The following is a 14,157-nucleotide window of genomic DNA, read 5'->3' on the forward strand; positions in this document are numbered from 1 at the left end:
CTTAACTTAATGACATTGAACACAGAGCTTTCTTTTTTTGTCTTAGAGAGTTTTTACAAGCAGCTTATAAAATAAGAATTTCTGAACATAGAAACTCAAAAATTGGCTGGGAAATTTAGGAAAAAAGCAAGCATGATTAAATTTTTTGTGTTATAATATTCTGTGAATAGCTATGCCTAAGTTTAGCTATGGAATAATACGAAGTGCGAAACTTGGAAGATAGAGAGGATGCGATGTAATGGCTAGAGAAGGCTTTTTTACAGGTCTAGATATTGGAACAAGCTCTGTCAAGGTGCTTGTAGCCGAGCAGAGAAATGGTGAATTAAATGTAATTGGCGTGAGTAATGCCAAAAGTAAAGGTGTAAAGGATGGAATTATTGTTGATATTGATGCAGCAGCAACTGCTATCAAGTCAGCCATTTCCCAAGCAGAAGAAAAGTCAGGCATTTCGATTAAATCAGTGAATGTCGGCTTGCCTGGTAATCTTTTGCAGGTAGAACCAACTCAAGGGATGATTCCAGTAACATCTGATACCAAGGAAATTACGGATCAAGATGTTGAAAATGTTGTCAAATCAGCTTTGACAAAGAGTATGACACCTGACCGTGAAGTCATTACCTTTATTCCTGAAGAATTTATTGTGGATGGTTTCCAAGGGATTCGTGACCCACGTGGCATGATGGGGGTTCGTCTTGAAATGCGTGGTTTGCTTTATACAGGTCCTCGCACTATTTTACATAACCTACGTAAGACAGTAGAACGTGTCGGACTACAGGTTGAAAATGTTATTATTTCACCACTAGCAATGGTTCAATCAGTTTTGAACGAAGGTGAACGTGAATTTGGTGCTACAGTGATTGATATGGGAGCAGGTCAAACGACTGTCGCTACAATCCGTAACCAAGAACTTCAGTTCACACATATTCTCCAAGAAGGTGGAGATTATGTAACTAAAGATATCTCCAAGGTTTTGAAAACCTCTCGCAAATTAGCGGAAGGCTTGAAACTGAATTACGGGGAAGCCTATCCGCCTCTTGCAAGCAAAGAAACCTTCCAAGTAGAAGTTATTGGAGAAGTAGAAGCAGTTGAAGTGACGGAAGCCTACTTGTCAGAAATTATTTCTGCACGAATTAAGCACATCCTTGAGCAAATCAAGCAAGAATTAGATAGAAGACGTCTATTGGAGCTCCCTGGTGGTATTGTCTTAATCGGTGGGAATGCCATTTTACCAGGTATGGTTGAACTTGCTCAGGAAGTCTTTGGCGTCCGTGTCAAGCTTTATGTTCCAAATCAAGTTGGTATCCGTAATCCAGCCTTTGCGCATGTGATTAGTTTATCAGAATTTGCGGGTCAATTAACAGAAGTGAATCTTTTGGCTCAGAGAGCGATAAAAGGTGAGAATGACTTAAGCCATCAGCCAATTAGTTTTGGTGGGATGCTGCAAAAAACAGCTCAGTTTGTACAATCAACGCCTGTTCAACCAGCTCCTGCTCCAGAAGTAGAGCCGGTGGCTCCTACAGAACCAATGGCGGATTTCCAACAAGCTTCACAAAATAAGCCGAAATTAGCAGATCGTTTCCGTGGCTTGATCGGAAGCATGTTTGACGAATAAAGAGGAAAAATAAATTATGACATTTTCATTTGATACAGCTGCTGCTCAAGGTGCAGTGATTAAGGTAATTGGTGTCGGTGGAGGTGGTGGCAATGCCATCAACCGTATGGTCGACGAAGGTGTTACAGGCGTAGAATTTATCGCAGCAAACACAGATGTACAAGCATTGAGTAGTACAAAAGCTGAGACTGTTATTCAGTTGGGGCCTAAATTGACTCGTGGTTTGGGTGCAGGAGGTCAACCTGAGGTTGGTCGTAAAGCTGCTGAAGAAAGCGAAGAAACACTGACGGAAGCTATCAGTGGTGCAGATATGGTCTTCATCACTGCTGGTATGGGAGGAGGTTCTGGAACTGGAGCTGCTCCTGTTATTGCTCGTATCGCTAAAGATTTAGGTGCTCTTACAGTTGGTGTTGTAACACGTCCGTTTGGTTTTGAAGGAAGCAAACGTGGACAATTTGCTGTAGAAGGAATCAACCAACTTCGTGAGCATGTAGACACTCTATTGATTATTTCAAACAACAACTTGCTTGAAATTGTTGATAAGAAAACTCCTCTTCTTGAAGCACTTAGCGAAGCGGATAACGTACTTCGTCAAGGTGTTCAAGGGATTACCGATTTGATTACCAATCCAGGATTGATTAACCTTGACTTTGCCGATGTGAAAACAGTTATGGCAAATAAAGGGAATGCTCTCATGGGTATTGGTATCGGTAGTGGAGAAGAACGTGTGGTAGAAGCGGCGCGTAAGGCAATTTACTCTCCACTTCTTGAAACAACAATTGATGGAGCAGAAGATGTGATTGTCAACGTAACTGGTGGTCTCGATTTAACCTTGATTGAAGCTGAGGAGGCTTCACAAATTGTGAACCAGGCAGCAGGTCAAGGAGTGAACATCTGGCTCGGTACTTCAATTGATGAAAGTATGCGTGATGAAATTCGTGTAACAGTTGTCGCAACGGGTGTTCGTCAAGACCGCGTAGAGAAGGCTGTTGCTCCACAAGCTAGACCGACTACTAACTACCGTGAGACAGTGAAACCAGCTCATTCACATGGCTTTGATCGTCATTTTGATATGGCAGAAACAGCTGAATTGCCAAAACAAAATCCACGTCGTTTGGAACCAACTCAGGCATCTGCTTTTGGTGATTGGGATCTTCGCCGTGAATCGATTGTTCGTACAACAGATTCAGTCGTTTCTCCAGTTGAACGCTTTGAAGCCCCAACATCACAAGATGAAGATGAATTGGATACACCTCCATTTTTCAAAAATCGTTAAGTAAATGAATGTAAAAGAAAATACAGAACTTGTTTTTCGAGAAGTCGCAGAGGCTAGTCTGAGTGCTCATCGAGAGAGTGGTTCAGTCTCTGTCATTGCAGTTACCAAGTATGTAGATGTACCGACAGCGGAAGCCTTGCTTCCGCTAGGTGTTCATCATATCGGTGAAAATCGTGTCGATAAGTTTCTGGAAAAATATGAAGCTCTAAAAGATCGAGATGTGACTTGGCATTTGATTGGTACCTTGCAAAGACGTAAGGTGAAAGATGTCATTCAATACGTTGATTATTTCCATGCCTTGGATTCAGTAAAGCTAGCAGGGGAAATTCAAAAAAGAAGTGACCGAGTCATCAAGTGTTTCCTTCAAGTAAATATTTCTAAAGAAGAAAGCAAGCACGGTTTTTCGAGAGAGGAACTGCTGGATATCTTGCCAGAGTTAGCCAGACTAGATAAGATTGAATATGTTGGTTTAATGACGATGGCACCTTTTGAGGCTAGAAGTGAGCAGTTGAAAGAAATTTTCAAGGCGACCCAAGATTTACAAAGAGAAATCCAAGAAAAACAAATTCCAAATATGCCTATGACCGAGTTAAGTATGGGAATGAGTCGTGATTATAAAGAAGCGATTCAATTCGGTTCCACCTTTGTTCGTATAGGTACAGCATTTTTTAAGTAGGAGAGAACCATGTCTTTAAAAGATAGATTCGATAGATTTATAGATTATTTTACGGAGGATGAGGATTCAAGTCTCCCTTATGAAAAAAGAGATGAGCCTGTGTTTACTCCAGTAAATTCTTCACAGGAACCGGCTCTCCCAATCACTCAAACTCCACAATCAGCTGGAACAAAGGAGAACAATATCACCAGACTTCATGCAAGACAACAGGAATTGGCAAATCAGAGTCAGCGTGCAACTGATAAGGTCATTATAGATGTTCGTTATCCTAGAAAATATGAAGACGCAACAGAAATTGTTGATTTATTGGCAGGAAACGAAAGTATCTTGATTGATTTTCAATATATGACTGAAGTGCAGGCTCGTCGTTGTTTGGATTACCTGGATGGGGCTTGCCATGTTCTAGCTGGAAGTCTGAAAAAAGTAGCTTCTACCATGTATCTGTTGACACCAGTGAATGTTATTGTGAATGTAGAAGATATTCGTTTGCCAGATGAAGATCAACAGGGTGAGTTTGATTTTGATATGAGACGAAATAGAGTACGATAATGATTTTTTTAATTCGTATGATTTATAATGCAGTGGATATTTACTCCCTGATTTTGGTAGCCTTTGCTGTCATGTCTTGGTTTCCAGGCGCCTACGAATCCAGTTTGGGTCGTTGGATTGTAGCGTTGGTAAAACCAGTACTTGCTCCCTTGCAACGCCTGCCTTTACAGATAGCGGGCCTTGATTTATCTGTTTGGGTTGCGATTGTTTTGGTTCGATTTTTAGGAGAAAACCTAGTCCGTTTTCTGGCGATGATAGGATGAATAAAGGGATTTATCAGCATTTCTCCATAGAAGATCGTCCCTTTCTTGACAAGGGAATGGAATGGATAAAGAAGGTAGAAGATAGCTATGCTCCTTTTTTAACTCCTTTTATCAATCCTCATCAGGAGAAACTATTAAAGATTTTGGCCAAAACCTATGGTCTTGCTTGTAGCAGTAGTGGGGAATTTGTCTCGAGTGAGTATGTTCGAGTTTTATTATACCCAGATTATTTCCAACCAGAGTTTTCAGATTTTGAAATATCTCTTCAGGAAATTGTGTATTCCAATAAATTTGAACATTTAACGCATGCTAAGATTTTAGGGACAGTCATCAATCAATTAGGGATTGAACGGAAACTTTTTGGAGATATCCTAGTAGATGAAGAACGGGCGCAGATTATGATTAATCAGCAGTTTCTTCTTCTCTTTCAAGATGGATTAAAGAAAATTGGCCGTATACCTGTTTCGCTGGAGGAACGTCCTTTCGCCGAGAAAATAGATAAGCTAGAACAGTATCGAGAACTGGATTTATCTGTGTCTAGTTTTCGATTAGATGTTCTTTTATCAAATGTTTTGAAACTATCTAGGAATCAAGCAAACCAGTTGATTGAAAAGAAACTTGTCCAAGTAAATTATCATGTGGTAGACAAATCAGATTACACTGTTCAAGTTGGAGATTTGATTAGTGTGAGAAAATTTGGTCGCTTGAGATTACTTCAAGATAAGGGACAAACGAAAAAAGAGAAGAAAAAAATAACCGTCCAGTTATTATTAAGTAAGTGAGGAATAGAATGCCAATTACATCATTAGAAATAAAGGACAAGACCTTTGGAACTCGATTCAGAGGCTTTGATCCAGAAGAAGTCGATGAATTTTTAGATATTGTGGTTCGTGATTACGAAGATCTTGTTCGTGCGAATCATGATAAAGATTTGCGTATTAAGAGTTTAGAAGAGCGTTTGTCTTACTTTGACGAAATGAAAGATTCATTGAGCCAGTCTGTATTGATTGCCCAAGACACAGCTGAGCGAGTGAAACAAGCAGCACATGAACGTTCAAACAATATCATTCATCAAGCAGAGCAGGATGCGCAACGCTTGTTGGAAGAAGCTAAATATAAGGCAAACGAGATTCTTCGTCAAGCAACAGACAATGCTAAGAAAGTTGCTGTTGAAACCGAAGAGTTGAAGAACAAGAGCCGTGTCTTCCACCAACGTCTCAAATCTACAATTGAGAGTCAGTTGGCTATTGTTGAATCTTCAGACTGGGAAGATATTCTTCGCCCAACAGCTACTTATCTTCAAACCAGTGATGAAGCCTTTAAAGAAGTGGTTAGCGAGGTACTTGGAGAACCGATTCCAGCTCCAATTGAGGAAGAACCAATTGATATGACACGTCAGTTCTCTCAAGCAGAAATGGCAGAGTTACAGGCTCGTATTGAAGCAGCCAATAAAGAATTGGCTGAATTTGAAGCTCAGACTAAACAGGAAGTGGAAGCTCCAACTCCTGTAGTGGGTCCTCAAATGGAAGAAGAACCTGCTCATCCAGTTGGTCCAATGTATGAAGAGCCAGAAGTAGCTCCAGTACATCCTTCGGCTCCAACACCAGCTACAGAAACATTTGATTCAGCACCAGGATTTGAAGCACCGCAAGAATCCGTTACAATTTTATAAGAAATATTCTGAGAACAATATCTTATCCTTATATTTCCAGCGAGCAGGAGATGGTGTGAGTCCTGTAATCCCTATTGATAAGATTATCCTCTCAAAAACTCAAGTCTGAAGTTAGTAGGATTTGACGTTCCCCACGTTACGGGATAAGAGGGAGAAAGACTAGATCTTTTTCCGAATAAAGGTGGTACCGCGATTTTCGTCCTTTTTGGCAGTCGTGGTTTTTAATTTGTTATTATTTATAAAGGAGATACCATGAAACTCAAAGATACCCTTAACCTTGGGAAAACAGCTTTCCCAATGCGTGCAGGCCTTCCGACCAAAGAGCCAGTTTGGCAAAAGGAATGGGAAGATGCAAAACTTTACCAACGTCGTCAAGAATTGAACCAAGGAAAACCTCATTTCACCTTGCATGATGGCCCTCCATACGCGAACGGAAATATCCACGTTGGACACGCTATGAACAAGATTTCAAAAGATATCATTGTTCGCTCAAAATCTATGTCAGGTTTTTACGCACCATTTATCCCAGGTTGGGATACTCATGGTCTGCCAATCGAGCAAGTTTTGGCAAAACAAGGTGTCAAACGTAAAGAAATGGACTTGGTTGAGTACTTGAAACTTTGCCGTGAATACGCTCTTTCTCAAGTAGATAAACAACGTGAAGACTTTAAACGTTTGGGTGTTTCTGGTGACTGGGAAAATCCATATGTGACTTTGACTCCTGATTATGAAGCAGCTCAAATCCGTGTATTTGGTGAGATGGCTAATAAAGGCTATATCTACCGTGGTGCAAAACCAGTTTACTGGTCATGGTCATCTGAGTCAGCCCTTGCCGAAGCGGAAATTGAATACCATGATTTGGTTTCAACTTCCCTTTACTATGCCAATAAGGTAAAAGATGGCAAAGGTGTTCTAGATACAGATACTTACATCGTTGTTTGGACAACTACTCCATTCACCATCACAGCTTCTCGTGGTTTGACGGTTGGAGCAGATATTGATTACGTTTTAGTTCAACCTGCTGGTGAAACTCGTAAGTTTGTCGTTGCTGCAGAATTATTGAATAGCTTGTCTGAGAAATTTGGTTGGGCTGATGTTCAAGTGTTGGCAACTTACCGTGGTCAAGAACTCAACCACATCGTAACAGAACACCCATGGGATACAGCTGTAGATGAATTGGTTATTCTTGGTGACCACGTTACCACTGACTCTGGTACTGGTATTGTCCATACAGCCCCTGGTTTTGGTGAGGACGACTACAATGTTGGTATTGCTAATGGTCTTGAAGTCGCAGTGACTGTTGATGAACGCGGTATCATGATGGGGAATGCTGGTCCTGAGTTTGAAGGCCAGTTCTACGACAAGGTTGTACCAACTGTTATTGAAAAACTCGGCAGCCTCCTTCTTGCCCAAGAAGAAATCTCTCACTCATACCCATTTGACTGGCGTACTAAGAAACCAATCATCTGGCGTGCAGTACCACAATGGTTTGCCTCAGTTTCTAAATTCCGCCAAGAAATCCTGGACGAAATTGAAAAAGTGAAATTCCACTCAGAATGGGGTAAAGTCCGTCTTTACAATATGATTCGTGACCGTGGCGACTGGGTTATCTCTCGTCAACGTGCTTGGGGTGTTCCACTTCCAATTTTCTACGCTGAAGATGGTACAGCGATCATGACTGCTGAAACGATTGAGCATGTAGCTCAACTCTTTGAAGTACACGGTTCAAGCATTTGGTGGGAACGTGATGCCAAAGACCTCTTGCCAGAAGGATTTACTCATCCAGGTTCACCAAACGGAGAGTTCAAAAAAGAAACTGACATCATGGACGTTTGGTTTGACTCAGGTTCATCATGGAATGGAGTGGTTGTAAACCGTCCTGAGTTGACTTACCCAGCAGACCTTTACCTAGAAGGTTCTGACCAATACCGTGGTTGGTTCAACTCTTCACTCATCACATCTGTTGCCAACCATGGCGTAGCACCTTACAAACAAATCTTGTCACAAGGTTTTGCCCTTGATGGTAAAGGTGAGAAGATGTCTAAATCTCTTGGAAATACCATTGCTCCAAGCGATGTTGAAAAACAATTTGGTGCTGAAATCTTGCGTCTCTGGGTAACAAGTGTTGACTCAAGCAATGACGTGCGTATTTCTATGGATATCTTGAGCCAAGTCTCTGAAACTTACCGTAAGATTCGTAACACCCTTCGTTTCTTGATTGCCAATACATCTGACTTTAACCCAACTCAAGATTCAGTAGCTTATGAAGAACTACGTTCAGTTGATAAGTACATGACGATTCGCTTTAACCAGCTTGTGAAAACGATTCGTGATGCTTATGCAAACTTTGAATTCTTGACAATCTACAAGGCCTTGGTGAACTTTATCAACGTTGATTTATCAGCCTTCTACCTTGATTTTGCTAAAGATGTTGTTTACATCGAAGGTGCCAAATCATTGGAACGCCGTCAAATGCAGACTGTCTTCTATGACATTCTTGTGAAAATCACCAAACTCTTGACACCAATCCTTCCTCACACTGCGGAAGAAATCTGGTCATACCTTGAGTTTGAAGCCGAAGACTTCGTCCAATTGTCAGAATTACCAGAAGCAGAGACATTTGCTAACCAAGAAGAAATCTTGGATACATGGGCAGCCTTCATGGACTTTCGTGGACAAGCACAAAAAGCCTTGGAAGAAGCTCGTAATGCAAAAGTTATCGGTAAATCACTTGAAGCACACTTGACAGTTTATCCAAATGAAGTTGTGAAAACTCTACTCGAAGCAGTAAACAGCAATGTAGCACAACTTTTGATCGTGTCTGAGTTGACCATCGCAGAAGGACCAGCTCCAGAAGCTGCCCTTAGCTTCGAAGATGTCGCCTTCACTGTTGAACGCGCTGCAGGCCAAGTATGTGACCGTTGCCGTCGCACCGACCCAACAACAGCAGAACGCACCTACCAGGCAGTCATCTGTGACCACTGTGCAAGCATCGTAGAAGAAAACTTTGCGGACGCAGTCGCAGAAGGATTTGAAGAGAAGTAAGGTTGTTGTCTGATACTAAGAAGGAAAAGGATTGCCAAACAGTCCTTTCCTTTTTGGTTTTGACTAGCTTTTTTGTGAAAAATTGTGTAGAATAGAATAGATAAACGAGGGGAAACCTCGGAAAATTTGAAGGAGAATCCATCTAATGGTAAAATTGGTTTTTGCTCGCCACGGTGAGTCTGAATGGAACAAAGCTAACCTTTTCACTGGTTGGGCTGATGTTGATTTGTCTGAAAAAGGTACACAACAAGCGATTGACGCTGGTAAATTGATCAAAGAAGCTGGTATCGAATTTGACCAAGCTTACACTTCAGTATTGAAACGTGCTATCAAAACAACGAACTTGGCTCTTGAAGCTTCTGACCAATTGTGGGTTCCAGTTGAAAAATCATGGCGCCTGAACGAACGTCACTACGGTGGTTTGACTGGTAAAAACAAAGCTGAAGCTGCTGAGCAATTTGGTGATGAGCAAGTTCACATCTGGCGTCGTTCATACGATGTATTGCCTCCAAACATGGACCGTGATGATGAGCATTCAGCTCACACTGATCGTCGTTACGCTTCACTTGACGATTCAGTTATTCCAGATGCTGAAAACTTGAAAGTGACTTTGGAACGTGCCCTTCCATTCTGGGAAGATAAAATCGCTCCAGCTCTTAAAGATGGTAAAAACGTATTCGTAGGAGCTCACGGTAACTCAATCCGTGCCCTTTTAAAACACATCAAAGGTTTGTCAGATGACGAGATCATGGACGTGGAAATCCCTAACTTCCCACCATTGGTATTCGAATTCGACGAAAAATTGAACGTAGTTTCTGAATACTACCTTGGAAAATAAAAAAATGTAAGTCTAGAATTGATTTCTAGGCTTTTTGTTTTTGTTCCCAGTTTCCAATGGCTTGAAAAAGCGATATAATGATAGTAGGAAGTAATTTGTTTAAGAGAGGGTGGCACTGATGGCTTATATTGAGATGAAACACTGTTACAAGCGTTATCAGGTTGGGGACACGGAGATTGTGGCCAATCGCGATGTGAATTTTGAAATTGAAAAGGGTGAATTGGTTATTATTCTAGGTGCATCTGGTGCAGGCAAGTCAACGGTTCTTAACCTTCTTGGGGGAATGGATACCAATGATGATGGGGAAATCTGGATAGATGGTGTTAATATTGCAGACTATAGTTCCCACCAGAGGACCAATTATCGTAGAAATGATGTTGGTTTTGTTTTTCAGTTTTATAATCTAGTTTCCAATTTGACTGCTAAGGAAAATGTGGAGTTGGCTTCTGAAATCGTGACAGATGCTTTGGATCCTGAGCAGGTCTTGACAGATGTAGGTCTGGCTCATCGTCTCAATAATTTCCCAGCTCAGCTGTCTGGAGGGGAGCAACAGCGAGTCTCCATTGCACGCGCGGTAGCCAAAAATCCTAAAATTCTCCTTTGTGACGAACCAACAGGCGCCTTGGATTATCAGACGGGCAAGCAAGTCTTGAAGATTCTCCAAGACATGTCTCGTCAAAAGGGGGCGACGGTGATTATCGTGACTCACAATGGAGCTTTGGCGCCCATTGCTGATCGCGTGATTCATATGCACGATGCCAGTGTCAAGGATGTGGTGATCAACCAGCATCCTCAGGATATCGACAGTTTGGAGTACTAGCATGATCAAGCGAAAAACCTATTGGAAGGACTTGATTCAGTCCTTCACAGGCTCCAAGGGACGTTTTTTATCCATCTTGACCTTGATGATGTTGGGTTCTTTAGCCCTAGTAGGCCTCAAAGTGACTAGCCCCAACATGGAGGCGACAGCTAATGCTTATTTAACAACTGCTCAAACCTTGGATTTGGCAGTTATGTCTAATTATGGTTTGGATCAAACAGATCAAGAAGAACTAGAACAGATAGAGGGCGCAGAGGTCGAGTTTGGCTATTTGACAGATGTGGCTATGGATAATGGGCAGGATGCCATTCGGCTGTATTCCAAACCAGAGCGAATTTCAACCTTTCAGCTAAGAGAAGGACGACTTCCTCAGTCAGACAAGGAAATCGCTTTGGCCAGTCATCTGCAGAGTCAATATAGTGTGGGCCAGGAGATTAGTTTTAAAGAAAAAGAAGAGGGTCATTCCTCTTTAAAAGACCATACTTATACCATTACTGGTTTTGTGGATTCAGCTGAAATCCTCTCCCAGCGAGATATGGGCTACGCAGGAAGTGGAAGTGGGACTCTGACAGCCTATGGGGTGATTTTACCTAGTCAGTTTGATCAGAAAGTCTACAATATAGCTCGTTTGAAATATCAAGATTTAGCAGGTTTAAATGCTTTTTCAGCAGCTTATGAAGAGAAATCCAAGCAACATCAGGAAGAGCTTGAACAAGCTTTGTCAGATAATGGCAAGGCACGTCTGCAAGTGTTGAAAAAAGAAGGGCAAGAGTCTCTCGATAAGGGGCAAGAGACCCTTGACAAGGCTGAGACTAATTTGCAGGAAGGCAAGCGTCGTTTAGCAGCTACTCAAGCTCGTATACAGGCTCAAGAAAGTCAACTAGCCTTGCTTCCTCAAGCCCAGAGAGAGCAGGCCAGTGCTCAACTTACCCAAGCCAAGCAGGAATTGAGCAAGGAAGAGGATAGGCTAAAGCAGGCTGAACAAAATCTAGACCAAGAAAAGGAAAAATTAGAAAAACATCAGCAAGTCTTGGATGATTTGGTGGAGCCAAGGTATCAGGTCTATAATCGTCAGACCATGCCAGGTGGTCAGGGCTATCTCATGTATAGCAATGCTTCATCCAGTATTCGAGCAGTGGGCAATATCTTTCCTGTGGTGCTTTATGCCGTAGCAGCCATGGTGACCTTTACGACCATGACTCGCTTTGTGGATGAAGAGCGAACTCATGCAGGGATTTTTAAGGCCTTGGGCTATCGTAGTAAGGATATTATCGCCAAGTTTCTTCTCTACGGTCTAGTAGCTGGGACTGTCGGAACGGCTCTAGGTAGTATACTTGGCCATTATTTACTAGCCAGTGTGATTTCAAGTGTCATTACAAAAGGAATGGTGGTGGGAGAAACCCAGATTCAGTTCTATTGGACCTATAGCTTACTGGCTCTTGTCTTGAGCTGGTTGGCTAGTGTTCTACCAGCCTACTTGGTAGCTCGTAGGGAACTTCATGATGAAGCAGCCCAGCTTTTACTGCCTAAACCTCCTGTCAAAGGAGCTAAAATCTTACTGGAGCGCATCGGTTTTATTTGGCGTCGTCTCAGTTTTACCCATAAGGTAACAGCTCGCAATATCTTTCGTTATAAGCAACGGATGTTGATGACAATCTTTGGTGTGGCAGGTTCTGTAGCTCTGCTCTTTGCAGGTTTGGGAATCCAATCCTCTGTAGCAGGAGTTCCGTCTAGACAGTTTCAACAAATCCAACAGTATCAGATGATTGTCTCTGAAAATCCTAGTGCGACCAATCAGGACAAGGCAGAGTTAGAAGAAGTGTTGAAAGGGCAGGATATTCAAGACTACCAGAAAATTTATTCTAAGACGCTAGACAAGGATTTCAAAGGTAAGGCAGGTCTTCAAACAATTACCCTTATGATGACTGATAAGGAAGATTTGACTCCCTTTATTTATCTGCAAAATCATCAGCAGGAGCTGACATTAAAAACTGGGGTCGTTATCACGGATAAACTCTCCCAGCTGGCAGGTGTCAAGGTTGGGCAGACTTTAGAAATTGAAGGTAAGGAGCTAAAGGTCGCTGCCATTGCTGAGAACTACGTTGGTCATTTTATTTATATGAGTCAGGCTAGCTATGAGCAAATTTACGGACAGCTACCCCAAGCCAACACTTATCTGGTTACGCTAAAGGATTCTAGTGCGCCTAGTATCGAAAGGCAGGCAGGCTTACTTATGAATCAATCTGCGGTGTCCAACGTCGTTCAAAATGCTTCAGCCATTCGCATCTTTGACTCGGTAGCAAATTCACTCAATCAGACCATGACCATCTTGGTCATCGTATCGGTTCTGTTGGCTATTGTTATCCTTTACAATCTGACCAATATCAACGTGGCTGAGAGAATCCGAGAACTCTCCACAATCAAGGTTCTCGGCTTTCATAATAATGAGGTCACCCTCTACATTTACCGTGAGACGATTGTCTTGTCTCTTGTGGGAATCGTACTTGGTTTGGTATCTGGTTTCTATTTACACCAATTTTTGATTCAAATGATTTCGCCTGCGACTATTCTCTTTTATCCGCAGGTAGGCTGGGAAGTCTATGTAATCCCAGTGGTAGCAGTAAGCACCATTTTGACCGTACTTGGTTTCTTTGTCAATCATCATCTGAGAAAGGTTGATATGCTTGAAGCCCTGAAATCTGTAGAGTAATACTCAATGAAAATCAAAGAGCANNACCGCTTTGAGGTTGCAGATAAAGCTGACGTGGTTTGAAGAGATTTTCGAAGAGTATAAGGTAGTTGTTCTTATCTGATTGAACTTATATTTACTCGTAAATAAAAATCCTCCGTTTCAAAGAGCAGGAAACTCTTTGTGACAGAGGATTTTTTCTATAGTTCTTTAGCAGCTGCAATTGCGGCTTCGAAGTTTGGCTCAGAATTGATATTGTCCACGTATTCAACGTAGCGAATAGTATTGTCAGTATCAAGGACAAAGACCGCGCGTGCCAATAGGTGCCACTCATTGATTAAGAGGGCGTAATCACGTCCAAAGGAATGGTCGAAATAGTCTGAGAGCATGATGGCATTTTCAATTCCCTCAGCACCACACCAACGTTTTTGGGCAAAGGGGAGGTCCATTGAAACAGTCAAGACAACCGTATTATCCAGTCCAGCCAGTTCTTCATTAAAACGACGCGTTTGAGTTGAGCAGATGCCTGTATCGATAGAAGGTACGACACTCAAGACTTTTTTCTTTCCATCAAAATCAGCCAGAGATTTTTTAGAAAGGTCTGTTGTAGTGAGTGAAAAATCAAGCGCCTTGTCGCCGACTTGTAGTTGTTTACCTGTAAAGCTCACAGGATTTCCGAGAAAAGTTACCATAGGATACTCCAATCTTTTTTCTTCC

General features: G+C 42.0%; 12 protein-coding genes. 11 read left to right on the top strand and 1 reads right to left on the bottom strand.

The annotated features are described in order from the left end of the window. Window positions 1-238 precede the first annotated feature (238 nt). The 11 genes from ftsA to HT703_RS04705 all read left to right on the top strand — a co-directional run bounded on the left by ftsA (window position 239) and on the right by HT703_RS04705 (window position 13,461). Window positions 239-1,612: a cell division protein FtsA gene (gene ftsA / locus HT703_RS04655; RefSeq protein ID WP_000090408.1), complete on the top strand. Its 1,374-nt coding sequence runs from the start codon at window positions 239-241 to the stop codon at window positions 1,610-1,612. A 16-nt stretch (window positions 1,613-1,628) separates the two neighbouring features. Continuing rightward, window positions 1,629-2,888, top strand: a complete 1,260-nt coding sequence (gene ftsZ, locus HT703_RS04660; protein WP_000144268.1) for a cell division protein FtsZ — start codon at window positions 1,629-1,631, stop codon at window positions 2,886-2,888. Window positions 2,889-2,892: 4 nt separating this feature from the next. After that, window positions 2,893-3,564, top strand: coding sequence for a YggS family pyridoxal phosphate-dependent enzyme (locus tag HT703_RS04665; protein WP_138706431.1), 672 nt, complete (start codon window positions 2,893-2,895; stop codon window positions 3,562-3,564). 9 nt (window positions 3,565-3,573) lie between these two features. Further along, window positions 3,574-4,113 carry a cell division protein SepF gene (locus HT703_RS04670; protein ID WP_000053381.1) on the top strand — a complete coding sequence of 180 codons (540 nt, stop codon included), beginning with the start codon at window positions 3,574-3,576 and terminating at the stop codon, window positions 4,111-4,113. Continuing rightward, window positions 4,113-4,376 (top strand): YggT family protein, encoded by a 264-nt coding sequence (locus tag HT703_RS04675; protein WP_000576513.1) that lies wholly within the window; start codon window positions 4,113-4,115, stop codon window positions 4,374-4,376. The genes HT703_RS04670 and HT703_RS04675 overlap by 1 nt, the downstream gene beginning before the upstream one ends. Continuing rightward, window positions 4,373-5,158: an RNA-binding protein gene (locus tag HT703_RS04680; protein ID WP_001032411.1), complete on the top strand. Its 786-nt coding sequence runs from the start codon at window positions 4,373-4,375 to the stop codon at window positions 5,156-5,158. Before HT703_RS04675 ends, HT703_RS04680 begins: the two co-directional genes overlap by 4 nt. An 8-nt stretch (window positions 5,159-5,166) precedes the next feature. Continuing rightward, entirely contained in the window at window positions 5,167-6,048 is an 882-nt protein-coding gene (locus tag HT703_RS04685; RefSeq protein ID WP_001123177.1) for a DivIVA domain-containing protein, read from the top strand. A gap of 252 nt (window positions 6,049-6,300) precedes the next feature. Next, window positions 6,301-9,093: an isoleucine--tRNA ligase gene (ileS, locus tag HT703_RS04690; RefSeq protein ID WP_054388024.1), complete on the top strand. Its 2,793-nt coding sequence runs from the start codon at window positions 6,301-6,303 to the stop codon at window positions 9,091-9,093. 145 nt (window positions 9,094-9,238) lie between these two features. Further along, a complete protein-coding gene (locus HT703_RS04695) occupies window positions 9,239-9,931 on the top strand; it encodes a phosphoglycerate mutase (RefSeq protein ID WP_054388025.1) in 693 nt (230 codons plus the stop codon). A gap of 118 nt (window positions 9,932-10,049) precedes the next feature. Beyond that, the gene (locus tag HT703_RS04700) at window positions 10,050-10,751 is read left to right on the top strand and encodes an ABC transporter ATP-binding protein (protein ID WP_054388026.1); all 702 of its coding nucleotides are present in this window, start codon (window positions 10,050-10,052) and stop codon (window positions 10,749-10,751) included. Between the two features lies 1 nt (window position 10,752). Beyond that, a complete protein-coding gene (locus HT703_RS04705) occupies window positions 10,753-13,461 on the top strand; it encodes an ABC transporter permease (RefSeq protein ID WP_138706432.1) in 2,709 nt (902 codons plus the stop codon). 179 nt (window positions 13,462-13,640) lie between these two features. On the opposite strand, the gene tpx is transcribed toward HT703_RS04705, so the two are convergent. Then, window positions 13,641-14,132, bottom strand: coding sequence for a thiol peroxidase (gene tpx / locus HT703_RS04710; RefSeq protein WP_061366224.1), 492 nt, complete (start codon window positions 14,130-14,132; stop codon window positions 13,641-13,643). Window positions 14,133-14,157: the final 25 nt, after the last annotated feature.

The organism is Streptococcus sp. 3874 (assembly GCF_013276425.1).
In the GTDB taxonomy this organism is placed as follows: Bacteria; Bacillota; Bacilli; order Lactobacillales; family Streptococcaceae; genus Streptococcus; species Streptococcus pseudopneumoniae.

Coding starts and splice junctions, on each gene's coding strand:
- ftsA (WP_000090408.1), top strand. CDS start 239: ATGGCTAGAGAAGGCTTTTTTACAGGTCTAGATATTGGAACAAGCTCT.
- ftsZ (WP_000144268.1), top strand. CDS start 1,629: ATGACATTTTCATTTGATACAGCTGCTGCTCAAGGTGCAGTGATTAAG.
- HT703_RS04705 (WP_138706432.1), top strand. CDS start 10,753: ATGATCAAGCGAAAAACCTATTGGAAGGACTTGATTCAGTCCTTCACA.
- HT703_RS04680 (WP_001032411.1), top strand. CDS start 4,373: ATGAATAAAGGGATTTATCAGCATTTCTCCATAGAAGATCGTCCCTTT.
- HT703_RS04665 (WP_138706431.1), top strand. CDS start 2,893: ATGAATGTAAAAGAAAATACAGAACTTGTTTTTCGAGAAGTCGCAGAG.
- HT703_RS04675 (WP_000576513.1), top strand. CDS start 4,113: ATGATTTTTTTAATTCGTATGATTTATAATGCAGTGGATATTTACTCC.
- ileS (WP_054388024.1), top strand. CDS start 6,301: ATGAAACTCAAAGATACCCTTAACCTTGGGAAAACAGCTTTCCCAATG.
- HT703_RS04685 (WP_001123177.1), top strand. CDS start 5,167: ATGCCAATTACATCATTAGAAATAAAGGACAAGACCTTTGGAACTCGA.
- HT703_RS04695 (WP_054388025.1), top strand. CDS start 9,239: ATGGTAAAATTGGTTTTTGCTCGCCACGGTGAGTCTGAATGGAACAAA.
- tpx (WP_061366224.1), bottom strand. CDS start 14,132: ATGGTAACTTTTCTCGGAAATCCTGTGAGCTTTACAGGTAAACAACTA.
- HT703_RS04670 (WP_000053381.1), top strand. CDS start 3,574: ATGTCTTTAAAAGATAGATTCGATAGATTTATAGATTATTTTACGGAG.
- HT703_RS04700 (WP_054388026.1), top strand. CDS start 10,050: ATGGCTTATATTGAGATGAAACACTGTTACAAGCGTTATCAGGTTGGG.